We start from the raw sequence: 24697 nt of genomic DNA, 5'->3' as shown, positions 1-24697 counted from the left end.
CTTACAATTTCACCTGCCTGATAATATTTTTAATATTCAGTTCAATAATATCCGTCATGGTTTTACAACGCAGATAATTTGTATCCTTAAAATAATCACTCATCCCTTGCTTTAGCAAAGCGATATTTTCGGGCGTAGTCAGTTCTTCCTTGTTCGAAACATCTCGCAGATCTGTTAGCCGGTGCCGCTCGCTCCTCACCCGGTGTACAATAGACGATCGTTCTTCCTGCTGGTATTGCAGTACGGTTTTCTCCGTCAATTGCTCCATGCTCATTTTTACGTAAGGTAAATTCTCTTTAAAAAACTGGGGCAAGTAAACCTTTAAATTTCCTTCGTAAAACTGCTGGTCAAAATCTATTGCCCTGATACGGAACTGGATATCATCAAAATCAGGTGTAATCTGTACCACAAAATTGTAAGCACGCATATCGCCCAAAAGCATAATTAAACAGCGTTCGTTAAATTTAACAAACTCTTTTGCGATTCGGGTGGGGTTAAATTCTGGTGTATATAGCTGCCCCTTTGTAAAAATATCTCCCGGAATCCCTGCAATATGTTCTTCAACCAAAGTATCGCCATCAACCAGATAATTTACCTGATTGGGCGAAAGAATTTCTTCCATTTCCAATCCATAAATACGTGAGGCATCGGCTTTTTTAATATAGAAATAATCGTACACATCATTTAAACGGTTTACAATACGAATACGGAAGGGATGCGTATTTCCGAAAGTGCAATATTCAATTTTATCGATGTATTTATGTTCTACAATCCGCAGGTTACCCGATGCTTTTAAGTTGGCATAAATTTCCTTTAAACCTTCATGCAAAGGTTCAATTAAATCCTGTGCATAAATAGGCCCTTCCCAAAGCGAATCTTTGCCGAATTTATCCATTAAAGGAAAAGCTTCGTTAAACTGCATCAGATCGTTATAACCGATGGGCAATTTCGCTTCGCGCTGATAGGTACGCAAATATTTCTGCAAAGCAGGGGTAACCGGAAAAATCGGCTTCTTTTTTGAAATTTTTACATCGTTGTTTTCCATGCAGAGGCAATGTACTATTTTCTACAAAATATGTTTAAATTTTTACTACAAAGAATATCTGTTGTCAACCATAGGGCAAACAAAGAATAACGCAGCGTAAGAATTTTAACCACAGATAAAAAGGATAGACACAGATATACCACCCGTGTTTATCTGTGTACATCAGTGATTAAAAAAACATGTCCCCGGTGGCTAACCCTTAGGATAACTAAATGGTAAAGCACTTAAATACCTGCTGATTTTCCGGTAAGGATAATTACCTGCACCATGACCGGCAAATTGCACAATAATGGTATTCGTTTTGGGATCGACATATAATCTTTGCCCCAACATCCCTTCTGCAGCATAATCGCCCTTATCGCCTTCCTGCGGAATCCACCAAAGGTAATGATGTGCTGATTTTTGCCAGCCTTTTGCCGATGCTGGTTTTTCAGCACCAATATTAACCGATTGATCTACCCAATCTTCGGGAATAACCTGTTTTCCGTTAAACCTACCCTTATTTAAATATAACCGGCCAATTTTTGCAAAATCAATGGCAGTTACCTGGAAACGACTGGCGGTATTGGTTAAACCGTTTATTTGATCCAGCCCCCAGGTGGCGTTATATTGTGTACCGATCTTCTTCCAAACATTGGCTTCAAAATATTGCGCTACCGATTTACCGGTTGCCTTTTTTAAAACCCAGCCCAATAAAATCGGATCGATGCTTTTATACACCCAAACTGTACCGGGTTTATTTACCAGTTTAACTTTCATTAACTGGGCTTTCATATCATCAGTATAATAATATTTGGCTTCATCAGAAAAAAATGCCTTTACAATTCCGCCCAGGGCATCCTGAAATTCTAAACCAGATTTCATATCCAGGAGGTTTTTTAAAGTAACCTGTTCGAAAGCGGGGTTCGATTTTAATTCGGGAATATACTGTGTTACCTTATCATTTAAGCTTTTAATGCTGCGATCTGCCAATGCCTCACCAATTGCAATAGAAATCATGCTCTTAGCTCCCGAAAATATACTTATTAAGGTACTATCGCTATAACCCTTATCATATCGTTCATATAAAATACTATCATTCCTGATGACGATAAAAACATTTACCTGCCCGTTTTTTAAATAGGTTTTTAAAGGAATGGAATGATTATCTCCATCTAACACATGAAGCGTATCCAGATCATTCCGTTGTTTTACAGCGCTGATAAAATGAAAAGCTGAATCACTTTTATGAGAAATTTCCTGTGGAAAAATTTTATAGGTTTCGGCGTTGGGTGTTCTATATCTTAATACCCTTATTAAGTAGGGTTTCCAAAGGAATAGTAAAACCACAAACAAAAGAAGCGCATAAAATAAAATTACAAGTGTTTTTTTAAAGATTTTCATCAGAAGCGAATATGCCGTCAAATATAAAATATTTAAAATTTACGCCTGCTTTAACATTTCATTTGCTTTCATCGAAGCGCTTATCCGGGGTTTATATTTCCATCGTTTATGGCTCCATAACCAATATTCTGGTTGTTCTCTGATCATATTTTCCAAAAAGCGCGTATGCAGCTCTGTAATTTCAAATTCTGCGGTTTCGGATGGATTTAAACATAGTGGAACACAATCTACACTGTAAAAACCGCGTTTAAGTACATTTATTTTAAAATAAAAAATCGGTTGACCGGTACGTTTGGCGATTTTTTCAATCCCCAATTGCACCGAACTTGGCTGATGCATAAAAGTAGTCCAGTAATGCGATTCATCTTTTGAAGGTGCCTGATCGTTTCCAAAACTAAATATACTTGGCTTACCTTTGCTGGCCTGCAAAGCACGCATGGTTTGGCGCATGGCAATGAGTTTATTTCCGAACCTGCCCCTAACTTTTTTAAACCAGCTATCGAATACCGGATTGGTTAGAGGTTTATAGATTGGATAATGATCTGCCTGAAAATTGAGCCCGATGCCCAGCGTGCCCCACTCCCAGTTACCATAATGTGCTGCGCAGATCAATACGCTTTCCCCGCGGTCTAAATAAGCCTGAACCTGAGCCTTATTTTTAAAAATGAAACGTTTTTCTACTTCTTCTTTAGAAATGCTGTTCATTTTTACAATCTCAAATATCAGTGAAGCCAGGTAACGGTAAAAACGTTTTTCGATATTAACGATTTCTTTTATTGGTTTATCAGGAAGGGCATTTATTAGATTTTCCCTCACCACTTTCCGGCGGTAGCCGAAAACAAAATAAAGCAGCAGATAAGCTCCATCGGCCAGAATGTATAAAACAGATAGTGGAAACAGAGATAATACGCCTAAAAAAAATATTCCCAAACGGGAAATCCCCTTTTTAATCATACCAGAATTAGTTGAATCGCTAAATTAAAAAGCAACTCAAAAAACTATGCCACAAGAATGTTAGATTTTAATTTTAGACAAATGGATTAGCCTTTAAGCTATCGCATCCATAATATTTCGATCATGTGTAACCACCTTCTGAACTTTCTGTTCTGGTTTGTATTTCCACCTGCGGTGGCTCCACAACCAATAAGCCGGCGCTTCTTTGATCATATCTTCCAAAAAGCGGGTATGCATTTCTGTAATTTCAAATTCAGCAGTTTCTGCCGGGTTTAAACAGATCGGTACACAATCCACCTCGTAATAGCCTCTTTTTAAATGATTTATTTTTAGGTAAAAAACAGGACGGTTGGTTTTTTTGGCAATTTTTTCTACACCCAGCTGGATTGATGATTCCTGGTTTAAAAACATGGTCCAGTAGTTCGACTCATCTTTTGAAGGCGCCTGATCGCTACCAAAAGTAAACATGGTAGCTTCATTTTTACTCGCCTGGATGGCCCTTAAAGTTTGGCGCATGGATACCATATGGTTACCAAATTTGCTCCTCATATTCAGGAACCAGTTATCGAAAGCTTCGCTGCTTAAAGGTTTATAAATGGGATAATGCTGGCCCGAAAAGTTTAAACCTATGGCCATGCAAACCCACTCGTAATTGCCATAATGTGACGAACAGAAGATTACGCTTTCATTATTTTTAAGGTAAGCTTCAACCAGATCGACATTTTTGAATCTGACTCTTTTATTAAGCTCCTTTTTAGAAATGCTTTTCATTTTAATCACTTCGATAAAAAGCGAAGTCAAAAATTTATAGAATCGTTTTTCTATCCCAAAAATTTCGGCAGTGCTTTTTTCAGGAAAGGCATTGGTCAGATTTTCTTTGACTACTTTTCTACGGTAGCCAAAAACATAAAAAATCAATACATAAAAAGCATCTGCCAATCTATATAAAAGAAATAGCGGCAAAAGAGAGAGCACATTTAATAAAAATATACCCACCTTGGATAACCCTTTATTAATCATGATTTGGGATGATTGGTTTGCTTGTTAAGCTGCAAAATTAAAAGCTGCAGGAAAATTAATTGCCATCCAATTGTTAATTTTTTACTCCTGTAAGTTTTATGAAAAAGTATTGACACAAAAGCATCGTTCTGATTAATCATCAAATTGAAAAGCAATAAATTACCCTAAAATCTTATGAGGATTTTATCACTACCTGATGTTCCAACTAATCTTTATTTTAAGAGTTGACAACTTCCAGGCCCTGTTTGTTAACCCGAATAAAACCATCTAAACGCAAAAAGCCCCGATTTACACCGGGGCTTTATTAATCTGTATGAAGTTATGGGTTTAAGCGAACTGCTTTCCTTTAACTTTACGCTCTTGTTCTGTTAAAAAGATTTTACGTAAACGCATACTTGCAGGTGTAACCTCGATATACTCATCAGCCTGGATATACTCCATAGCCTCTTCTAAAGAGAATTTAATTGCAGGTGCAATACGGGTATTATCATCTGTACCAGAAGCACGCATATTGGTTAAAGCTTTACCTTTTACCACGTTTACTACTAAATCGTTATCACGGATGTGCTCACCCATAATCTGACCTTCGTAAACATCAGTTCCCGGATCGATGAAGAAACGACCTCTATCTTGTAACTTATCGATTGAATAAGCTGTAGTTTGTCCTTTTTCCATTGAAACCAATACTCCATTTAAACGACCAGGGATTGTACCTTTCCAAGGCTCGTAAGCTTTGAAACGGTGCGCCATAATCGCCTCACCTGCTGTAGCAGTTAAAACGTTGTTACGTAAACCAATGATACCACGTGCCGGGATTTCGAACTCTAAGTGTTGTAAATCGCCTTTTGGCTCCATAATTAACAACTCACCTTTACGCTGGGTTACCAATTCGATTACTTTACCAGAAACTTCTGCAGGAACATCAACGATCAGTGTTTCGATCGGCTCATGTTTTTTACCATCGATTTCTTTAACGATTACCTGAGGCTGACCTACCTGAATCTCGTAACCTTCACGACGCATCGTTTCGATTAGTACAGATAAATGGAGAATACCACGACCGTAAACCAACCAGGCATCAGGAGAAGCTGTTTCTACAACTTTCAAAGCGAGGTTTTTCTCAGTTTCTTTAATTAAACGCTCTTTAATACGTTGAGAAGTTACTAATTTACCTTCTTTACCGAAAAACGGAGAGTTGTTGATGGTGAACAACATGTTCATTGTTGGCTCATCAATACTGATAACCGGTAATTGTTCTGGTGCTTCAAAATCAGCGATAGTATCACCAATATCAAAACCATCAATACCTACAACAGCACAAATATCACCCGAACTTACTTCTGTGGTACGGATTTTTCCTAAACCTTCGAAAGTATAAAGTTCTTTTACCCTTGTTTTAACGATTTTGCCATCGCGTTTAATTAAAGTTACCGGCTGGTTTTCTTTAATGGTACCACGGTGAACACGACCAATTGCAATACGACCTACGAAAGATGAATAATCTAACGAAGTAATCTGCATTTGTAAAGTACCTTCGTTAATTGGTGCCGGCGGGATGTTGGCCACAACCGCATCCAATAAAGCAAAAATATCTGTAGTTGGTTTTTGCCAGTCGGTACTCATCCATCCTTGTTTAGATGAACCGTAAATTACCGGGAAATCCAATTGCTCTTCAGTTGCTTCAAGGTTAAAGAACAATTCGAAAATCTGCTCATAAACCTCTTCAGGGCGACAGTTTTCTTTATCCACTTTGTTTACCACCACAATTGGTTTTAAACCAAGGGCTAAAGCTTTTTGCGTTACGAAACGTGTTTGAGGCATTGCACCTTCAAAAGCATCGCAAAGTAAAAGTACACCATCTGCCATTTTCAAAACACGCTCTACCTCACCGCCGAAATCCGCGTGACCAGGAGTGTCAATAATGTTAATTTTTACGTCTTTGTACTGAACAGATACGTTTTTAGAAACAATCGTGATACCACGCTCGCGCTCTAAATCGTTGTTATCCAATATCAAATCTCCTGTTTGTTCGTTGTCACGAAAAATAGAACAAGAGTGTAAAATCTTATCAACCAACGTGGTTTTACCGTGGTCAACGTGTGCTATAATAGCTATATTTCTAATCTTTTGCATAAAATGCGCCTCAAATTTGGCGCAAAGATAGTGTTTTGAAATGGAATTTCTACTATATAACTCACTATTTAATGCTATGATAATGTTGCAATTATCTCATTTTTAAACAGAAAGGCGAAGCGCATCATTTTTCAGGTTAATAACTGATTTGAAAAGGATGCCCTGTATAAAACATAATATTTAAATTAGCCAAAAGAAAATGTAAAATCAGAACGCATCTCCTATTCCAAACCCAGATGAAAATCGAGACCCATACTATAAATAATATCAACATTGCCGAAATTATTTCGGAGGAAGTGATCATTAACAATACTGAAGATGGCCTCGATTTATTAGGAAATTTATATTATCAGGGTTTTGATAAAATTATGATTAATAAACAAAATATTACGCCTGATTTTTTCGACCTGAAAAACGGAATTGCAGGAGAAATTCTTCAAAAATTTTCAAATTACCGGGTTAGCCTTGCCATTATTGGCGATTTTAGTGCATTCGAAAGCAAAAGCATTAAAGATTTTATTTACGAGAGTAATAAAGGCAAACACATCAATTTCCTGGCATCAATAGCCGAGGCCTTGCAAAAATTTGCTGGTTAAGCCATTTGACCATGAACTTTGTCACACTGAGCCTATTGAAATGCTTTAAGTTTTGTTATGATAGGTCTTTCGACAAGCTACCATTAACAGCCTCCAATAATAAAGCGTCGTCATCTCGACTGAAACGCAGTGGAATGGAGAGATCTGTCTCGAGATAGATTTCTCGACTTCGCTGCACTCCGCTCGAAATGACGGTATTTTTTGAGTATACGCATTACCCCCCCGTCATTCATATTGATTCGCAACAAATTCAAGCTCAGGATGACAATTCTTTATAAGATTACATTTAAAGATCTCTATTCAACCAATCCTGATATGAAATAACCCCTAAATCAGGCCTGGCCTCACCTTCCAGAATCGCAATAAATTCCAGCGCATGCCCATCAGGATCGTTAAAATAAATGGCTACAGCTGGCATCCAGGCAAAAACCATAGGATCGTGATCGCCGCTTTTAAGAAAATTATAGGGCTGGAGGCTATTAGCTTCTAAAAACTGGACTGATTTATTCAGCACATCTTCCACATCACAACGGAAGGCAAAGTGCCTGATATCGATTTCTGCTTTTGGCTTTTCCCAGATCCCCAGCATGGCTTCCTGTGGCTTACCGATCCAGAAAAAAGCAACCCTCCGCCCCTCTTCATAATGGCATTGTGTTAAGCCCAAAACATTGCTATAAAAATCGACAGATCTTTCCAGGTCCTCTACGTAAATGTGTGTTTCAAATAATCCCTTTATCATGTTATGAAAGTAGGCATAACTAACTGCTGCAAAAAATCATGTTTTTTGATATACTTATCGATAAAATTGATAACCTCACATTAATTTTATTTTCTAGCTTTATTGAATTACGCAATTTTATATAGTAATTATGATAGTTAAAGCCATCGCATTAAGAATGGTAATCGGTTTTGTTCTTGTTGTTTCACCTGTTTATGTTTTTTCTCAAAAAGCATTCGAATACGAATATTATACAGGAAAAACCAAAGATATGACCATTAAACTTTCATTGGCAGACGGATATATTGCAGCCAGTGAAATTAGAACCGTCACTTTTAAGAACAAAAAAGCTTCGCGGTTTTTAACGGAAACAGGTTACGAACAGGCCGACCGGAAAATGAAGTTTTACCACTATTCCGCAGCAAAGAAGGAATTTCCGGATTATTTTATCATAGAAAACATCAGGGATACCTATGAGCAAATACCTAAAGAAATGCGCGGTAAATATTATTTCAAAAATGAGGTAATTCCTTTCACCCTAAAAATTTCTGCAAGCCACCATTAGGGTTACCATTCGTTATTGACTGTATTAATAATTGTTGATTGATAATCATTTATATTAAACAGCATGACTAAAAAGATTCTTCGCTATACCCGTAATTCACTTTTTACACTTATTGGCCTTATCCTCCTCTATTTTCTCTGCGCTTTTTGTTTCTCCCGCATAACAGTCAATAAAAACCCGGTAAACAAACAGGAGATTCCAATCTATATCATGACAAATGGGGTACATACCGACATCGTGGTTCAGGCTGTGAATACAGAAATGAACTGGACGAAAGCAATCAGTTATCAAAACACTTTAGAAGCTGACAGCACTTATCAATACCTGGCCATGGGCTGGGGCGATAAAAAGTTCTACCTCGAAACACCAGAGTTTTCGGATTTAAAATTGAGTAACGGTTTAAGGGCAATCTCGGGACTGAGTACATCGGCCATGCATACCACTTATTACAAGTACATTAAAGAAGATGCGAACTGTAAAAAAATCATGATCAGCAAGGCACAGTATCTTTTATTAATCGGTTATATTTTGAACAGTTTTACGAAAGATGAATCAGGGCGCTTAATAAACGTTAAATCTAACATTCATTACGATATTGGCGATGCTTTTTATGAAGCCAATGGCAGCTATAGTATTTTTAAAACCTGTAACACCTGGGCCAACGGCGCTTTAAAAAGTTGCGGGCAACGAAGTTGCCTATGGACCATTTTTGATACGGGTATTTTTTTGAAGTATGAGTAGAAGTGCTCGTCCTTCTCGACTAGAGCGCAGCTCCCCTCGTACCGTCATTTCGAGCGGAGTGCAACGTAGCCGAGAACCACGTAAGTGCTCAGCGAAGCTAAATCTATCGAGACAGATTTCAGTGGTTCGTCACCTTGATCCGATAGCTCTCAGATTTATTTCAGGGTCTTCATGCAAGATTAGATCTCTCCGCTCCACTGCGTTCCGGTCTAGATGACGTTATCTATTTACTAAACCTCGAACGCCCAATCTAAAAAAGCAGGCATCACACTTTCCCAGGTGGGTACATCATGTTTACCACCAACTCTTTCGTAATAAAAAACATTTTCGGGTTTTTTATAACCTTTCTTAAGGAGTATTTTAACAATATCAATCGTATCATCAATTGAATCGATGATCATATTTTTATTCCGGTCGGCCTTTTCATCTTCTGTACCGGTCATTAACCAGAATTTCATCTCCGGTTTGGTGGCGGTATTTTCAATTTTTGCATGCATAATGCGGTCGGCATCGGTATAACCATCTGCCAGGTCTTTTTTTCTCCACCAAAATGCACCAGAAAAAACACCAATGGCATCAAAAGCGGCAGGATTGTTCCAGGCGATATCAAAAGCAGATAAACCACCTAGAGAGAAACCTGCAAAACCAACCTTACCGGTTATGGGCATCGCAATTTTCTTTTTAACAAAAGGCAGTAATTCTTTAATCACAAAATCATTGTAAAGCTGGGCTTTCGCGCCGCGACCTTTAAAATCGGGTACTTCTGCAACGCCATACTCCATCAGCCGCTCTTCTGATGCCTTAATGGCCACAACAATTAACCTGTGATTTCTTTTGCCATGATGTGCATCTTCCAAAATCCGCCTGAAGTTCATTTTGGCTACATCCTGTCCGTCGTTTAAGAATAAAAGTTCTATTTTCTCATTCCCTAAAATACCTTCAGGTGTATAAATATCTATTTCTACATCGTGCTTTAAATAAGACGATGGTATTTTAAAGTTGCTGATATTAACTTTTACCGATAAAATTGTTGTGTACATCATAATCAAATCCCTATCACATGGCAATCGCCTCGAAATTTCGGGGCAAAGGTACAAATCTCGCTAAACTATTAATTACCAAAGCCTAATTTTTACACTGCGCTTTGATTTTACATCAATTTAGGGCTTAAACAATTCTTTTTACAGATTTAAATTTATACCTTAAGTCATTCAATTTTTATTATGGTTAAAGAAGAACATAAGAAATGGTACAGCCCGAATTTAAGTGGCGAAATCGACATGCTCATCTTTGGTCACGGTGGTATCCCTATTCTGCTGTTCCCAACAAGCATGGGGCGATATTTTGAAAATAAGGATTTCAATTTAATAGATTCTGTTGAGGGGTTTATTAATGAAGGAAAAATTAAGATCTATTGTCCTGATGGCGTTGATAAATTGAGCTGGTACAACAAAAGTATCCATCCCGCAGACCGTGTCAAAAACCACATCTGGTACGACAAATACCTGCTTGAAGAAGTTGCGCCTCTGGCCCGTCAGGAAACCGGCCACAGCAAAATTATTACTGCGGGTTGTAGTTTCGGAGGTTATCACGCCGCAAATTTCGCTTTCAGGCATCCCTGGCTGGTGAGTCACATGTTTAGCATGAGCGGGGCTTTTGACATTTCGGGCCAGCTGGATGGTTTTTACAATGACGATGTGTATTTCAATAACCCCGTAGATTATCTGTTAAACAACAGTAACCCTGAACTGCATTACATGAAAATCGTATTGGGAACAACCGACCGCGACATGTGCCGGCCGGACAATGAGCGTTTATCAGATATCCTCAGTAGAAAAGGCATCGACCACTGGCTTGATATCAGGCAAAATGCCGACCACGACTGGCCGATCTGGAGAGAGATGTTCCCCAATTATATTGCACAGCTTTAGTTTAGTCCTGCATCCCGAGTACTAAATCCAAAGTCAATTTAAACTATAATCACCAAACAATTAAACGATTAACCAGTTAAACAATTAAACTAACATAGTACCAATGAAAAAAATAGGGATTTTATTCGGACAGGAGCGTTCTTTTCCTGAAGCCGTTATCGAAAGAATCAATCAAAAAGCAGTAGATGGTATTACCGCTGAAGCGGTTAAAATCGACAAAATATTTCAGAATGCACCTTTAGGTTATTCGGTTATTATCGACCGCATTTCGCAGGATGTGCCTTTCTACCGTGCATCTTTAAAAAATGCCGCCATTACCGGAACGGCCGTAATTAACAATCCATTTTGGTGGAGTGCTGATGAGAAATTTTTCAATAATGCACTGGCCGAACAAATTGGTGTGCCTGTACCAAAAACGGCTTTAATACCTTCAAGAGAACACCCTACCGGAACCACAGGTGAATCTTTTTCTAACTTAACAATGCCGTTAGATTGGGACGCCATTTTCGAATATACCGGTTTCCCGGCCTATATGAAACCTTACGATGGCGGGGGCTGGCGAGATGTTTATAAACTACATAACAAAGAAGATTTTTTTGATAAACACAGCGGCACACAACAACTGGTGATGCTCTTGCAGGAAGAAATCATTTTCGAAGAATATTTCAGGTGTTATTGCATTGGCGGCAAACATGTACGCATTATGCAGTACGATCCGCGCAACCCGCACCATTTACGTTATGCAACGGAGGGTAAATCGCCTGATCCAAAGCTGCTAAAAACGGTTGAGGAATATACCCTGAAATTATGCCAATATTTAGGCTACGACTTTAACACAGTAGAATTTGCCGTGCGTGATGGCGTGCCTATTGCAATCGATTTTTGTAATCCGGCGCCTGATGCAGATATTAATAGCGTTGGACAGGAGAATTTTGACTGGGTAGTAGAAACCACAGCAAATTATGCAATCGAAAGGGCAAAAGCACAAAAAGACGGTCAGGATAATTTAACCTGGGGTCAATACATAAAAGCTTCTGTTGGCGGTACGCCATTAATTGCGAAAATTGCACCGAAAGCAGCCAAAACGGCAACAATAAAAAAAGTGACCACAACCGAAAAAGCGCCTGCAAAGCCTAAAGAAGCGGCAGCAAAAAAATAATTGGGATTTAAATTCTAATCAATATTAACATGAATGAGTTTACGCTGGGCATAGAAGAAGAATACATGGTAATTGATCCCGTTACCAGAGAGCTTACTTCGCATGACCAAAAAATTGTAGAAGCCGCACAAAAAATCCATAAAGACCAGGTAAAGGCAGAAATGCACCAGGCCGTAGTTGAAGTGGGCACCGGCATCTGCAAAACCACCACCGAAGCCCGTAAAGAAATTTCGCAGTTGCGTTATACTGTATCGCAACTTGCCGGAGAACAGGGGCTGAGAATCGGCGCGGCTGGTACCCACCCCTTTTCGCACTGGGAAAAACAGTTAATTACTGAACATCCCCGGTATAACGAAATTGTTAACGAACTGCAGGAAGCAGCCCGTTCTAACCTGATTTTCGGACTGCATGTACATGTGGGCTTCCAATCGCGCGAGCTGGCCATTCATATTGCCAATCAGGTGAGGTATTTTTTACCACACGTTTTTGCTTTATCAACTAATTCTCCTTTTTGGGAATCGCGGAATACAGGTTACAAATCTTTCCGGACTAAAATTTTCGATAAATTTCCTCGTACAGGTATTCCTGATATTTTTAACAGCATCGAGGATTACGATAACTATGTAAAACTGCTCATCAAAACCAATTGCATGGATAATGCAAAGAAAATCTGGTGGGATATCCGTGTACATCCATTTTTCGATACCGTAGAATTTAGAATTTGCGATTGCCCGATGCTGATTGATGAAACCATGGCTTTTACGGCATTATTTCAGGCATTATGTGCTAAACTTTATAAACTGCGACTGCAGAATATGGAGTTTATCTCTTATTCAAGAGCTTTGATCAACGAAAATAAATGGCGTGCTGCCCGTTATGGAATTGATGGTAATTTAATCGATTTCGGTAAAGAAATGGAAATAAACTGCCGCAACCTTATTTTAGAATTACTCGATTTTGTAGATGATGTAGTTGATGATTTAGGTTGCCGTGATGACATTAATTATGTGCACAAAATCCTAGAGCATGGAACCGGCGCCGACAGGCAGTTGGCTGTTTACCAGCAAACTGGTAACTTTGAGGCCGTGGTAGATTACATTACCACTCAAACACTTATAGGCGCAAAGTAATTTAAAATGGATAAAAGAAGCTTAAAGGTGGCCGTTATCGATATGAATAATGGCGCACCCAATCAGGGCATGCGGGGGATTCAGGAAATTTTATCCCGTTTCAGAAATGAAAACAATATCGGTTTAACCTTTGATATTTTCGATTTAAGGCAAAAAGGTGAAATACCGGGTATTGAGTATGATGCTTATATTTCGAGCGGCGGTCCGGGGAGCCCGATTGAAAGTAAAGGGGAAAAATGGGAGAATGATTTTTTTAACCTCTTAGATCAGATTGAAGCTTTTAATCATGAAAATGAAGACAGAAAAAAATATGCTTTTTTAATATGTCATTCTTTTCAACTGGCCTGTAGAAAATACGAATTGGGCAATGTCACCGAAAGACGATCAAACGCTTTTGGGATTTTCCCGATTACACTGACTGAAGACGGAGAAAAAGATGAAATTTTTAACGGCATCACCAACCCGTTTTTTTCTGTTGATAGCCGCGATTGGCAGGTAATTGAACCCGATTTTGCAGCTTTTGAACGAAAAGGCGCAAAACTTTTAGCCATTGAAAAAGAGCGTAAACATGTTGATCTGGAACGCTGCATGATGTCGATTCGTTTTTCTGATGAAATTATAGGTACACAGTTTCATCCCGAGGCAGACCCGGTAGGCATGAAAATGTATTTGCTCCAGGACGAAAAGAAAAAAGCCATTAGCGATATGCACGGGGAGCAGAAATACCTCGATATGTTAAACAGTTTAGACGATCCGGCAAGGATTGTACTCACACAAAGTATTATTTTACCTAATTTCCTGCAGAAAGCAATCGGAAACCTGCAGGAGGTGTAAACAAATAGCCGTCATTGCGAGGCACGAAGCAATCTTTCTTTCACCAACTCGTCATTTCGACTGGAGCACAGCGGAATGGAGAAATCTATTAAACCATTCTATGATAAACGTAAATAGATTTCTCCACTACGGTCGAAATGACGGTTCTGTTTTGACTAATAAATTGTAAACTAAATACAACTATGGTACCTGCACAGCGTCAAAAATACAACCAACAATTTACTAAAGAAAAGTACAAGACTTTTTTAAACCAGCTTGGCTTAGGCTATCCTCAAATTCCTTTCAGGGTGGCCGAAACACCGGTTTTCGTCCCGAAGGCATTAAAAGAGAAGTTGATTGCGGCTGGAGAAGAAATCATCAAACTGATTAAACAACCCAACTTTAAGGCCCTTACCGAAAAAGCAATTCCAACAGATTGGCATGTTCCAAACGAAAATGAACAACCGCATTTTTTAACCTTCGATTTTGGTATCTGTAAAGATAAAAACGGAGAACTTACCCCAATGCTGATCGAAATGCAGGGCTTCCCTTCGTTATATGGTTTTCAGCACCATTTAGCTAAAACTTTTAAATCCAGTTTTGAGATAGACGACTCCGTGAACTATTTTTTAAATGGTTTTAATGAAGAAAAATATGTGGGGCTGTTAAAGGAAGTGATTATTGGTAAACACCGGCCAGAAGAGGTGGCTTTGATCGATGTAGATGCACTGAATCAAAAAACAGCGATCGATTTTTTCGTCACCCAAAAATTATTAGGCATTAAGATTTTAGCATTAGAAGATATCAAAAAAGTAGGTAAACAGTTATTTTACGAAGAAAACGGTAAACAGATTCAGTTAAAAAGGATTTATAACCGTTTAATCTTTGATGAAGTTGCCGATAATACTGAGATTTTCAAAAACAGTTTCGATCCACGCCAAGAACTTGATATTGAATGGGTAACGCACCCCAACTGGTTCTACCGGATCAGCAAATACACCATGCCATTTTTAAAAAGTGAATTTGTACCCGAAACCCGTTTTCTGAACGAAGTAAAAACCATCCCGGCCGATTTAGAAAACTATGTATTAAAGCCATTATTTTCTTTCGCCGGCATGGGTGTAATTATTGATGTAACCGAGGCAGATCTAACCAATATCAAAGATCCCGAGAACTGGATTTTGCAGCGAAAAGTAAATTACGAACCCGCTGTTCAGGCGCCGGATGGTGGAGTAAAAGCAGAAATCAGGATGATGTATTTATGGCCTGACGGCGGTGAACCACAGCTCTGTATTAACCTGGCCAGATTAAGCAGGGGCAAAATGATCGGTGTGCGTTATAATGCCAATTTCGATTGGGTTGGTGGTACGATTGGTTTTATGGAGGAATAATTCTCCTTTCTTAACCACAGAGCACACAGAAAAAAGGCACAGAGATTAACAAAATAATCTTTCCGTATTTTCTGTGAATTCGTAGCAAAACAAAAAACTATACTAAAAATCTTCAATAACCATTCAGCCACGCAGACACGGATGGCACGGAAAACAATGCCTAAGTAATATCCCTCCGTGTTTTCTATGAATCGTGGCAAAACATCTCTAAACCCGCTCAGTGTACTCCGCGTAAAACTCGGTTTTCTCTGTGGTAAAATACGCAGTAATAATTTACATTCAACTGAACACCAAAACACCAAAAGCCCTTATATTTGTATTATGGATATTCAAACGATTTTAGTCTTTTTACTTTTTGCGGTAGCATTGGTATATGTTGGCCGTTTGGTTTTTAAATCTTTACAGGTAAAAAAAGATGGTTGCGGTGGAAATTGCAAATGTGGCGTAGATTTTTCCGATATTAAGCCCGTAAAAAAATAATATCCCATCTTTATGATCCATCAGTTTAAGGAATACTTTCAATCAAAAATAGAATTAACTGATGAGCAATTCGAGAGCATTTCATCTTCGCTAAAGGTTAAGAAGTTTGAAAAAAACGAGATCGTACAGTTTAAAGGAGATATTTTAAAATATGGTTTTTTTGTTGGCAAAGGACTCCTGAGATCTTATTCTATCGATTCGAAAGGCAAAGAACATATTATTCAGTTCGCACCCGAAAACTGGTTTGTTTCAGATCGTAACCAGATGCATAACGAACCTTCAGATTTTTTTATTGAAGCGATTGAAGCCACCGAAGCGGTTATCGTTCCGGATAATTTTATGAGTGAAGCTTCCCGTAAAGTTCCTTGCCTGCTAGCTTTAAACGTAACCATGCTCCATAATTCTATTCGCTTTATGCAAAAAAGAATCAATATGCTTTTAAGCGCCACAGCTGAAGAAAGATACCTTGATTTTATTAAACTTTACCCCAACCTTACCCTTCGCGTACCACAATGGATGATTGCATCTTACCTGGGCATTACACCCGAATCACTCAGTCGCGTAAGAAAAGAACTCGCCAATAAACATTTCAGACCGTAGAAAATTTGAATGAGTGAATTTGGAATAATTGAATGTTTTAATAAAATCTAACATTTCAACCTCAAAACAAATTAACGAATGTGTGAGTTTTGAATGAATGAATGGGTTCGCGAAGTTCAACATTCCAACTTTTCAACCTTCCAACCTTAAAACAAATTAACGAATGTGTGAGTTTTGAATGAATGAATGGGTTCGTGAAGTTCAACATTCCAACTTTTCAACCTTCCAACCTCAAAACAAATTAATGATTGAATTTTGAATGAACGAATTGTTTCAACATTCAATCAATCTATCCTTTATTCATTCAATCAATTTATCTTTCATTCAATCAATTTATCTTTCATTCATTCAATCCCTCCTTCATTCATTCAATCCCTCTCTCATCCAATCATTTCCAATTACTTACCATACATCAATTCTCAATCAAACCCCGCGCTGTACATTTGTATTGTAAATATTAAACATCTCAAAAAACAAAACATATGGCAACTACAAAATGGACATTAGATCCAACCCACAGCGAATTACAATTTAAAGTAAAACACTTAATGATTACCACTGTAACCGGTAGTTTAAAATCTTTTTCGGCAGAATTAACCTCAGAAGGTGATGAATTTGAAAATGCTGAAATTTCTTTCAAAGGTGATATCGGTTCCATCGACACAGGAAATACCGATCGTGATAACCACTTAAAAAGCGGCGATTTCTTTGATGCTGAAAAATTTGCACACATCGAATTTAAATCAAGCTCAGTAGAAAAAGATGGTGGCGATTATACCGTGAAAGGTGATTTAACCATTAAAGGCGAAACCAAACCTGTAAAATTAACAGCTGAATTTGGTGGTATTGCTACTGATCCATGGGGAAATACCAAAGCTGGTTTTACTTTAAGCGGAAAAATTAACCGTTCTGATTTCGGCTTAACCTGGAATGCTGCTTTAGAAACCGGTGGTGTAATGGTAAGTGAAGAAGTTCGCATTTTAGGCGAATTGCAGTTTGTCAAACAAGCATAGAGCATAGGGAATTTAAGCATGGGGTTATTACTCCATGTTCCATGCACCATGCCTCATTTAACTTGAAGGTAATGGAAACAAAACAAATAAAAGCCGTACTTAAAGCACCTGCACCGTATATGGTTGGTGATGGTTTTAGGGTACACAACTTTTTTCCAAGTGGTTATGAAATTGAGATGAGTCCATTTTTTTTATTGGATTATGGCTCAAAAATCGAATTTTCTGCAAGGAAAAATCCGAGGGGCGTTGGTGTTCATCCGCACCGCGGTTTCGAAACCGTAACTATTGCCTACCACGGTGCCGTTGCGCATCATGATAGCTCAGGCAATAGCGGGGTGATTTATCCGGGTGATGTACAGTGGATGACCGCTGCAAGCGGCGTATTGCATAAAGAATACCATGAAGAAAATTATAGCCTTACAGGTGGTCCTTTTCAAATGGTTCAGCTTTGGATCAATCTGCCTGCAAAAGATAAAATGAGTAAAGCGAAATATCAGGCTATTAAACAGGCCGATATGGCACATTTTGATTTACCTGAAAACGGAGGAAAAATCGAAATCATTGCAGGCAATTATCAAAACATAAAGGGCAATGCAACCACCTTTACTCCCATTGAGCTCTACAACGCGAGGTTAAATAAAGGCGGAGAAGCTGTTTTTAACTTTCCGGAAAATTTCAACACCGGATTTATGGTAATTGAAGGAACGGTGAAAATTAACGGATCTGAAACTGTAACAGCCGATAATTTTATTTATTTCGAACACAAGGGCGAAGATATTAAGGTAGAAGCATTAGAAAATAGTGTTCTGCTAATGTTGAGCGGTCAACCTATTAATGAGCTTGTTGCGCAATACGGACCATTCTTAATGAATACTGAGGCCGAAATCCACCAGGCTATTGAAGATTATAATCAAGGTAGGTTTGGTTATTTAGAGGAGTAATCACAGCAAACGTCCTGCTGAACTTGTTTCAGCATCTACAGAAATTTAAAATATCCAGCCGGCATTTTTAATAAAATTTGCCGGCTTTTTTGTGTCTGCTTAAAAATACAACCAAAAATAGTATCTTAGAATAAACTAACGATCACTCATCCCAGCCGTTTCATTTCATCATTCATCCAATCTTCATATTCGTTAGTGACTTTTGATCATAAATCAGAACAGAAAAATGTCCGGAAAACAAATATTTCAAACTGAGACTAAAAGAAGATGGAATACCTTTACCTGGATAAGCCGCACCTTCTTTTTAGTTTTCATCGTCGCAATCATCTGCGTAGTGTACACCCTATCATCGGTACAGGCACCTAATTTACCTTTTATTGATACGAATACCCCTTTAACCCAAAAACAGTTAGATAAGTTAAAGAAATCGCAACAGTATAAGGATTTTACGATTGAAAAATCGAAACTTCAAAAAATCAAAAAAGACCGTGACCACCGAATTTTAACCCATCGTGGCAATAGCAAGCGCATTAATATGGCTTTTTATGTTAGCTGGGCAGGAAGCAAAGATGCATCCATATCAGATTTAAAACGCAATATCAGTCATTTGGATATGGTGGCAACAGAATCGTTCTTTTTAAACGGTGATTCTATTGTTGATAAAGTAGATACAGCTGCATTGAAAGTAATCCATAACGGCAAAAAATCAGCTATCGCGGTGGTTTCAAATTACAATAAAGATCATTGGGATGGTGCGGCGGTAAGGCGCCTGTTAAACGATCAGCCAGCACAGCAAAAATTAATTTACGACCTGATTGCAATCACCAAAAAATATGGATATAGTGGTATCAACATAGATTTTGAAGAGCTTAACCTTGAAAACAGCGATAGCTTTAACAATTTCATGAAAAACCTTTATACCCAGTTTCATGCAGAAAAACTGATTGTTTCTCAGGATATTTCTCCCGAAAACGACGATTATAAACCAGAAATCCTTCAAAATTATAACGATTACATTGTGTTAATGGCTTACGATCAGCATACCGATCAAAGTAATGCCGGTGATATTTCGCATCAGGAATGGGTAGAAGAAAAGCTGGATGATATCTGTAGCAAAGTCGATGCAGATAAGGTAATCCTGGCCCTGGCCTGCTACGGTTACGATTGGCCACAAAACAGCATTGGCAAGCCCGTTACCTACGAAGACGCCATGATAAAAGCGGTTAATTACAAGAGCAAAATTAATTATAACCCCGAATCTGCTAATCTGAATTATAGCTATAATGATGGAAGCGGCATTAAACATGAAGTATATTTTACCGATGCAGCTACTTATTTTAACTTAATCCGCAAGGCAGATGACTGGGACATTGCAGGTATTGCCTTATGGCGCTTAGGATCGGAAGACAAACGTTTATGGTCTTTCATCTCCAACGACCTTAGTTTGGATACTTTAAAGAAAAAACCTTTCGATTTACGGAAAATTGCGTCACTAAACATGGGCGGCATTTCTTACCTGGGCGATGGCGAAATATTAGATTTAATTTCTACCCCTACCCCGGGCAGCGTAAAATTTACTTTAAATAAGGATAATTTTTCTATTGCCGATCAAAAATACATCCGCCTGCCTGAGCAATATGTAATTAAAAGATTTGGAGAAGCAGATAAAAAAATCGCTTTAACCTTTGATGACGGTCCCGATCCGGTTTATACCCCACAGGTATTAAGCATTCTAAAAAAAGAAAAAGTGCCCGGCTGTTTCTTCGTGGTGGGTATTATGGCCGAGCAAAATATGGAACTGTTAAGGCAGGAATACAATGATGGTTATGAAATTGGGAATCATACTTTTTTCCATCCCGACATGTCGGCTATTGGCCCACGACGCGTAAAATTTGAGCTTAATGCCACACGACGCCTGATTGAAGCCGTTACAGGCCACAGTACCATCCTGTTCCGTGCACCGTTTAATGCTGATGCCGAACCTCAGAACATTTCTGAAATTTTACCGGTTGCACAAAGCCGTAAAGAGAATTACATCAATATCGGCGAATATATCGACCCTGAAGATTGGGAACCTGGAAAAACTGCCGATCAGATTTTTAATGAAGTGGTAAAACAGCATGAAAATGGAAACATCCTTTTGTTGCACGATGCAGGAGGAAACCGCGAGGCTACTGTTGCTGCTCTACCAAGAATTATTAAATTTTTCAAATCAAAAGGCTACACATTTACCACCGTAGGCGATTTAATGGGTAAAAAAAGATCAGAATTAATGCCTGCAGTTAAATCTACTGCCAATAGCGGCTTTACAGGTTCGGGAGATTATTTCTTCATTAATTTCTTTTACTACGGAAACATGGTTTTAAACATCATCTTCTCTGTAGCCATAGTACTGGCCATTTTAAGAACCATTTTCATTGCCTATCTGGCCATCAGGCAGCGAAAAAGAGCAAAACGCAACATCGGAAAACTAATTGCAAATCCTTCAGAGAAAGTGAGTATCATTATTCCCGCTTACAATGAAGAGGTTACCGCTGTACAAACCATTAACAGCCTGCTAAAAACGACTTATCCTGATTTCGAACTGATTTTTGTGGATGATGGATCAAAAGATAAAACTTTCGAAATTATTAACGAAAATTTTGGCAATCATCCGCAGGTAAAGGTTTTCAGAAAAGAAAATGGAGGTAAAGCTTCAGCTTTGAATTTTGGTATTTCAAAGGCCTCTGCAGAATTTGTAATCTGTATTGATGCCGATACCCAGTTAAAAAATGATGCCGTTACCGAATTGATGCGTTATTTCTACAGTGAAAAAATTGCTGCCGTAGCCGGAACAGTTAAAGTTGGAAATGCAAAAAATATCATTACTAAATGGCAGTCTATCGAGTACATTACGGCTCAGAATATGGATAGGCGGGCATTCGATCTCTTAAATACCATTACCGTGGTTCCGGGGGCAATCGGTGCTTTCAGAAAAAATGTGATCATCGAAATCGGTGGTTTTACTGTTGATACCCTTGCTGAAGATTGCGATTTAACCATGCGCATTTTAAAAGCAGGTTATAAAGTTAAAAACTGCGATACTGCCATAGCTTATACAGAAGCACCGGAAACCGTAAATATGCTCTTGAAACAACGTTTCCGCTGGAGTTTTGGGGTAATGCAAAGTTTCTGGAAAAACAGAAAAACGCTGCTTAACAAGAAATATGGCTATTTTGGAATGGTAGGAATGCCAAATATTTTAATTTATCAGATCATTTTACCATTATTTTCACCATTGGCCGATCTTTTTATGCTGATTTCTTTAATCAGCGGCTTATTTTCGTTAAGTGCCATTAATAACTTAACCTTAACGGGCTTTTCGGGCATTTTAAGCCTGCATAACGGTTTTGGTCAGGTGCTGTTTTATTACATCATCTTCATTGTGGTAGATATGTTTTTCGCGGCCATTGCCTTTCGCATGGAAAAAGAAAAATACACGAATTTACTTTACATTTTTCCACAACGTTTTTTCTGGAGACAGTTGATGTACGTGGTGTTATTCCGTTCGTTCAGGAAAGCAATTAAAGGAGAACTGGAAACCTGGGGAACGATAAAAAGGACAGGTAATGTGAAAGAACAGGTGAGCTAATATTTAAATGAGAAGTCAGGTTAAATAGCCAATATGTTATAAAACCTGACTTCTTTTTATTTATTTATCTGCTAATTTTTCTCTATCAAACAAACCGCATAAGCAACTACGCCTTCTTCTCTACCAATGAAACCCATTTGCTCATTAGTGGTTGCTTTAATCGAAATATCTTCTGTAGAAATACCAATTGCATCAGCAATGTTCTGTTGCATGGCAGGAATGTGAGGATTAATTTTTGGTGCTTCCAAACAAAGCATTGCATCAATATTACCAATCTGCCATCCTTTTTCGGCCAATAACTTAACGGTTTCTTTTAATAAAATTAGGCTACTGATGCCTTTCCAGCGATCATCGGTATTTTTAAAATGGAAGCCGATATCGCGTAAATTGGCGGCACCTAAAAGGGCATCGCAAATGGCATGAAGCAGCACATCGGCATCAGAATGTCCATACGCACCTTTGTGGTGATCTAAAGTAACCCCGCCAACCACGAAAGGATGCTGATCTTTTAACTGATGTACATCGAACCCGAAACCTACTCTAATTTTCATGGAAATCTTGATTAATTGTTTAAATGCGTTAATCAGTAAATGCAGCTTAACAAGCTAAATTACCTTTTAACAATCTTTTTGTCGCCAAAGTTAAACAATAGACCAAAACGAAGGGTATTTGCAAGCGGGCTTGTTTGCGCATTTGCAATTAAATATGAGAAATCGATATTGAAAACGTTGTATTTTAAGCCTAAACCCAGGGTAAAATAGCGGCTATCGCCTTTCATCGGACTTTGGTAGTTGTAGCCTGCCCTAACAGCAAATTGTTGATTATACCAATATTCCACACCCGTTGATATTCCAACTTCTTTCAATTCTTCTTTAAAGCCACCAGGTGCATCGCTAAATGAACCAAAAATACCAGATGGTACCGAACGGTTAGGATCTTTACCGCTCACAATATTATTGTTCGAATCGTATATAGGTTGTGTAGGTACCAGCAGTTTATTAAAATCGAGTGCAAATGTCAGGGTACTAAAATCGTCCATGGTGAAGGTAGATGCCCCTCCCAATTTAAAATTGGTTGGCAAAAAGAAATTCTCTCCGCCATCAGAATAGCTCATTTTTGTTCCGATATTCGAAATATTGGCGCCCGCCGAAAGAATGGTCTGTTTGCCAAAAAGCGTTGTCGATGTTTTATATAATCCGGAGATATCAACCGCTACCGCATTTCCGCTGTGCACCTGCCCTGAAGAAGAAAATTGTCCGGATGCCAGGTTTGAATTGATGTACCTTAAGGACGTTCCCAAAGAAAACTCCTCACCAAAACTACGGGCAAAAGAAACGTCGAAAGCGAGTTCGCTTGGATTTGCAATTCCTAAATCCTGTTGATTGATATCGGTAAGCTGAATTGAACCCAATGAGAAATACCTCAATGAAGCACCAATGGTATTACGGTCGTCTAACTTATAAAAACCACTTAAATAAGCAAGGTTAATATCGGGCACCAGGCTTTTTAACCATGGACTATAGGAAACAGAAAAACCATAGGGTTTATCCAGAAAAGCAAGTTTTGAAGCATTTATACTGGCAGAATTTACATCTCCTGCAACGGCTACGCCGGCATCACCCATTGCTCCGGCACGGGCATCGGGGGTAATAAGCAGAAATGGAACTGCAGTTATGATATTGTTTAACTCACTGCCATTGGGTTGTGTATTATTGCCTATAACCACTTGGGCATTTGTTTTACCAAACACCAAGGCCATTGAGAGTGCAGAAAAAGCAAGTTTACTGATGTACTTGAAATTCATCCTTTAAAGGTACGTAATTTTAGATCCTGGTGTTTAGCAATAAATGAGATATACTCTGTAACGTAAAACCAAAACTTATATTTTACCAAATTACGAATTCTAATATTATTTACTAATTAAACCTACGATTTTTACATAGGGGTGTGACAGCCTAAATCATAAGCAACAAATTTATAGCCACTTAGCCAATTAATAAACTCATTTCGATCTTTATTAATAAATTTATTGTTTCAATTCAGGAGTGGTATTACCAAATCCATAAACCAAATATGGTTAATTTATTCGCAATCTTATAACTGTTCTCAAATTATGTTATTTATCAGTAATTTGTAATGCCCGCTAAAACTGCTTAAAGGTATTAACCTGATAGGATAAAGATTTATTAAACCAAACGGATACAGCACAAATGCTACGGCCATTTTCATCATCCGTCAAAAGCGATCTTCACCTTATTAATTATATTTATATGGCTTATTTATAATTATTTAGCTAAAATTTCGTTTAAAAAACACATAGACACAATACGATATAAAATAATACGTTTAGGCTTAAAAATATAATCGATATTTTATTGTCACATAATTTATATATTCATTTAAAATTTGTTTAATTTTATCGTCTGAATTGCCTGTTGGCGATATTTCCAATG

22 protein-coding genes are annotated in these 24697 nt (G+C 38.2%); 13 read left to right on the top strand and 9 right to left on the bottom strand.

Features of this window, described 5'->3' with window-relative positions; genetic code table 11:
• Position 1 precedes the first annotated feature (1 nt).
• The 5 genes from ACTJKC_RS10575 to typA all read right to left on the bottom strand — a co-directional run bounded on the left by ACTJKC_RS10575 (position 2) and on the right by typA (position 6535).
• Positions 2-1045 carry a hypothetical protein gene (locus ACTJKC_RS10575; protein ID WP_344852110.1) on the bottom strand — a complete coding sequence of 348 codons (1044 nt, stop codon included), beginning with the start codon at positions 1043-1045 and terminating at the stop codon, positions 2-4.
• 192 nt (positions 1046-1237) lie between these two features.
• Positions 1238-2428 (bottom strand): serine hydrolase domain-containing protein, encoded by a 1191-nt coding sequence (locus tag ACTJKC_RS10570; RefSeq protein WP_440791723.1) that lies wholly within the window; start codon positions 2426-2428, stop codon positions 1238-1240.
• Between the two features lie 39 nt (positions 2429-2467).
• Entirely contained in the window at positions 2468-3382 is a 915-nt protein-coding gene (locus tag ACTJKC_RS10565; RefSeq protein WP_440791721.1) for a lysophospholipid acyltransferase family protein, read from the bottom strand.
• A gap of 93 nt (positions 3383-3475) precedes the next feature.
• On the bottom strand, positions 3476-4402 hold the full coding sequence (locus ACTJKC_RS10560; protein ID WP_440791719.1) for a lysophospholipid acyltransferase family protein: 927 nt from the start codon (positions 4400-4402) through the stop codon (positions 3476-3478).
• A 327-nt stretch (positions 4403-4729) separates the two neighbouring features.
• The gene (gene typA, locus ACTJKC_RS10555; RefSeq protein ID WP_344852114.1) at positions 4730-6535 is read right to left on the bottom strand and encodes a translational GTPase TypA; all 1806 of its coding nucleotides are present in this window, start codon (positions 6533-6535) and stop codon (positions 4730-4732) included.
• Positions 6536-6771: 236 nt separating this feature from the next.
• On the opposite strand from typA, the gene ACTJKC_RS10550 reads away from it, so the two are divergent.
• Positions 6772-7131 (top strand): DUF4180 domain-containing protein, encoded by a 360-nt coding sequence (locus ACTJKC_RS10550; protein WP_440791716.1) that lies wholly within the window; start codon positions 6772-6774, stop codon positions 7129-7131.
• Between the two features lie 286 nt (positions 7132-7417).
• On the opposite strand, the gene ACTJKC_RS10545 is transcribed toward ACTJKC_RS10550, so the two are convergent.
• On the bottom strand, positions 7418-7870 hold the full coding sequence (locus ACTJKC_RS10545; RefSeq protein ID WP_440791714.1) for a VOC family protein: 453 nt from the start codon (positions 7868-7870) through the stop codon (positions 7418-7420).
• Positions 7871-8000: 130 nt separating this feature from the next.
• Here ACTJKC_RS10545 and ACTJKC_RS10540 point away from each other — a divergent pair, with 130 nt between their 5' ends.
• Positions 8001-8414, top strand: coding sequence for a hypothetical protein (locus tag ACTJKC_RS10540; RefSeq protein WP_440791712.1), 414 nt, complete (start codon positions 8001-8003; stop codon positions 8412-8414).
• 63 nt (positions 8415-8477) lie between these two features.
• A complete protein-coding gene (locus tag ACTJKC_RS10535; RefSeq protein WP_440791710.1) occupies positions 8478-9155 on the top strand; it encodes a TIGR02117 family protein in 678 nt (225 codons plus the stop codon).
• Positions 9156-9385: 230 nt separating this feature from the next.
• Here ACTJKC_RS10535 and ACTJKC_RS10530 read toward each other — a convergent pair whose 3' ends face one another.
• Positions 9386-10198, bottom strand: a complete 813-nt coding sequence (locus tag ACTJKC_RS10530) for an alpha/beta hydrolase (protein WP_440791708.1) — start codon at positions 10196-10198, stop codon at positions 9386-9388.
• A 180-nt stretch (positions 10199-10378) separates the two neighbouring features.
• On the opposite strand from ACTJKC_RS10530, the gene ACTJKC_RS10525 reads away from it, so the two are divergent.
• The 10 genes from ACTJKC_RS10525 to ACTJKC_RS10480 all read left to right on the top strand — a co-directional run bounded on the left by ACTJKC_RS10525 (position 10379) and on the right by ACTJKC_RS10480 (position 22244).
• Complete coding sequence (locus tag ACTJKC_RS10525; protein ID WP_344852118.1) at positions 10379-11086, top strand: esterase family protein; 708 nt, start codon at positions 10379-10381, stop codon at positions 11084-11086.
• Positions 11087-11189: 103 nt separating this feature from the next.
• Positions 11190-12245: an ATP-grasp domain-containing protein gene (locus ACTJKC_RS10520; protein ID WP_440791706.1), complete on the top strand. Its 1056-nt coding sequence runs from the start codon at positions 11190-11192 to the stop codon at positions 12243-12245.
• A 29-nt stretch (positions 12246-12274) separates the two neighbouring features.
• Positions 12275-13375, top strand: coding sequence for a carboxylate-amine ligase (locus ACTJKC_RS10515; protein WP_440791704.1), 1101 nt, complete (start codon positions 12275-12277; stop codon positions 13373-13375).
• A 6-nt stretch (positions 13376-13381) separates the two neighbouring features.
• A complete protein-coding gene (locus tag ACTJKC_RS10510) occupies positions 13382-14209 on the top strand; it encodes a type 1 glutamine amidotransferase (protein WP_440791702.1) in 828 nt (275 codons plus the stop codon).
• A 182-nt stretch (positions 14210-14391) separates the two neighbouring features.
• The gene (locus tag ACTJKC_RS10505; RefSeq protein ID WP_440791700.1) at positions 14392-15579 is read left to right on the top strand and encodes a hypothetical protein; all 1188 of its coding nucleotides are present in this window, start codon (positions 14392-14394) and stop codon (positions 15577-15579) included.
• A 321-nt stretch (positions 15580-15900) separates the two neighbouring features.
• Complete coding sequence (locus tag ACTJKC_RS10500; protein WP_082458743.1) at positions 15901-16059, top strand: FeoB-associated Cys-rich membrane protein; 159 nt, start codon at positions 15901-15903, stop codon at positions 16057-16059.
• Positions 16060-16071: 12 nt separating this feature from the next.
• A complete protein-coding gene (locus ACTJKC_RS10495; protein ID WP_344852122.1) occupies positions 16072-16659 on the top strand; it encodes a Crp/Fnr family transcriptional regulator in 588 nt (195 codons plus the stop codon).
• 482 nt (positions 16660-17141) lie between these two features.
• Entirely contained in the window at positions 17142-17672 is a 531-nt protein-coding gene (locus ACTJKC_RS10490) for a YceI family protein (protein WP_344852123.1), read from the top strand.
• 71 nt (positions 17673-17743) lie between these two features.
• Positions 17744-18613, top strand: coding sequence for a pirin family protein (locus tag ACTJKC_RS10485; RefSeq protein WP_440791697.1), 870 nt, complete (start codon positions 17744-17746; stop codon positions 18611-18613).
• Positions 18614-18839: 226 nt separating this feature from the next.
• Positions 18840-22244 carry a glycosyltransferase gene (locus ACTJKC_RS10480; RefSeq protein ID WP_440791695.1) on the top strand — a complete coding sequence of 1135 codons (3405 nt, stop codon included), beginning with the start codon at positions 18840-18842 and terminating at the stop codon, positions 22242-22244.
• A gap of 71 nt (positions 22245-22315) precedes the next feature.
• Here ACTJKC_RS10480 and ispF read toward each other — a convergent pair whose 3' ends face one another.
• Positions 22316-22795, bottom strand: coding sequence for a 2-C-methyl-D-erythritol 2,4-cyclodiphosphate synthase (gene ispF / locus ACTJKC_RS10475; RefSeq protein ID WP_344852126.1), 480 nt, complete (start codon positions 22793-22795; stop codon positions 22316-22318).
• A gap of 59 nt (positions 22796-22854) precedes the next feature.
• A complete protein-coding gene (gene porV, locus ACTJKC_RS10470) occupies positions 22855-24048 on the bottom strand; it encodes a type IX secretion system outer membrane channel protein PorV (RefSeq protein WP_440791692.1) in 1194 nt (397 codons plus the stop codon).
• Between the last annotated feature and the right edge of the window lie 649 nt (positions 24049-24697).

Origin of the sequence: Pedobacter sp. 22226 (genome assembly GCF_052045455.1) — a bacterium.
In the GTDB taxonomy this organism is placed as follows: Bacteria; Bacteroidota; Bacteroidia; order Sphingobacteriales; family Sphingobacteriaceae; genus Pedobacter; species Pedobacter jeongneungensis.
The sequence above is the reverse complement of the archived record's forward strand: the minus strand, read 5'-3'. Positions and strand labels throughout refer to the sequence as shown.

What these genes read in the sequence shown, in the direction of transcription:
- ACTJKC_RS10540 (WP_440791712.1), top strand. Translation starts at nt 8,001, where the DNA reads ATGATAGTTAAAGCCATCGCATTAAGAATGGTAATCGGTTTTGTTCTT.
- ACTJKC_RS10565 (WP_440791721.1), bottom strand. Translation starts at nt 3,382, where the DNA reads ATGATTAAAAAGGGGATTTCCCGTTTGGGAATATTTTTTTTAGGCGTA.
- ACTJKC_RS10490 (WP_344852123.1), top strand. Translation starts at nt 17,142, where the DNA reads ATGGCAACTACAAAATGGACATTAGATCCAACCCACAGCGAATTACAA.
- ACTJKC_RS10485 (WP_440791697.1), top strand. Translation starts at nt 17,744, where the DNA reads ATGGAAACAAAACAAATAAAAGCCGTACTTAAAGCACCTGCACCGTAT.
- ACTJKC_RS10545 (WP_440791714.1), bottom strand. Translation starts at nt 7,870, where the DNA reads ATGATAAAGGGATTATTTGAAACACACATTTACGTAGAGGACCTGGAA.
- ACTJKC_RS10505 (WP_440791700.1), top strand. Translation starts at nt 14,392, where the DNA reads ATGGTACCTGCACAGCGTCAAAAATACAACCAACAATTTACTAAAGAA.
- ACTJKC_RS10550 (WP_440791716.1), top strand. Translation starts at nt 6,772, where the DNA reads ATGAAAATCGAGACCCATACTATAAATAATATCAACATTGCCGAAATT.
- ACTJKC_RS10495 (WP_344852122.1), top strand. Translation starts at nt 16,072, where the DNA reads ATGATCCATCAGTTTAAGGAATACTTTCAATCAAAAATAGAATTAACT.
- ACTJKC_RS10480 (WP_440791695.1), top strand. Translation starts at nt 18,840, where the DNA reads ATGTCCGGAAAACAAATATTTCAAACTGAGACTAAAAGAAGATGGAAT.
- typA (WP_344852114.1), bottom strand. Translation starts at nt 6,535, where the DNA reads ATGCAAAAGATTAGAAATATAGCTATTATAGCACACGTTGACCACGGT.
- ispF (WP_344852126.1), bottom strand. Translation starts at nt 22,795, where the DNA reads ATGAAAATTAGAGTAGGTTTCGGGTTCGATGTACATCAGTTAAAAGAT.
- ACTJKC_RS10535 (WP_440791710.1), top strand. Translation starts at nt 8,478, where the DNA reads ATGACTAAAAAGATTCTTCGCTATACCCGTAATTCACTTTTTACACTT.
- ACTJKC_RS10575 (WP_344852110.1), bottom strand. Translation starts at nt 1,045, where the DNA reads ATGGAAAACAACGATGTAAAAATTTCAAAAAAGAAGCCGATTTTTCCG.
- ACTJKC_RS10515 (WP_440791704.1), top strand. Translation starts at nt 12,275, where the DNA reads ATGAATGAGTTTACGCTGGGCATAGAAGAAGAATACATGGTAATTGAT.
- ACTJKC_RS10530 (WP_440791708.1), bottom strand. Translation starts at nt 10,198, where the DNA reads ATGATGTACACAACAATTTTATCGGTAAAAGTTAATATCAGCAACTTT.
- ACTJKC_RS10525 (WP_344852118.1), top strand. Translation starts at nt 10,379, where the DNA reads ATGGTTAAAGAAGAACATAAGAAATGGTACAGCCCGAATTTAAGTGGC.
- ACTJKC_RS10500 (WP_082458743.1), top strand. Translation starts at nt 15,901, where the DNA reads ATGGATATTCAAACGATTTTAGTCTTTTTACTTTTTGCGGTAGCATTG.
- ACTJKC_RS10520 (WP_440791706.1), top strand. Translation starts at nt 11,190, where the DNA reads ATGAAAAAAATAGGGATTTTATTCGGACAGGAGCGTTCTTTTCCTGAA.
- porV (WP_440791692.1), bottom strand. Translation starts at nt 24,048, where the DNA reads ATGAATTTCAAGTACATCAGTAAACTTGCTTTTTCTGCACTCTCAATG.
- ACTJKC_RS10510 (WP_440791702.1), top strand. Translation starts at nt 13,382, where the DNA reads ATGGATAAAAGAAGCTTAAAGGTGGCCGTTATCGATATGAATAATGGC.
- ACTJKC_RS10560 (WP_440791719.1), bottom strand. Translation starts at nt 4,402, where the DNA reads ATGATTAATAAAGGGTTATCCAAGGTGGGTATATTTTTATTAAATGTG.
- ACTJKC_RS10570 (WP_440791723.1), bottom strand. Translation starts at nt 2,428, where the DNA reads ATGAAAATCTTTAAAAAAACACTTGTAATTTTATTTTATGCGCTTCTT.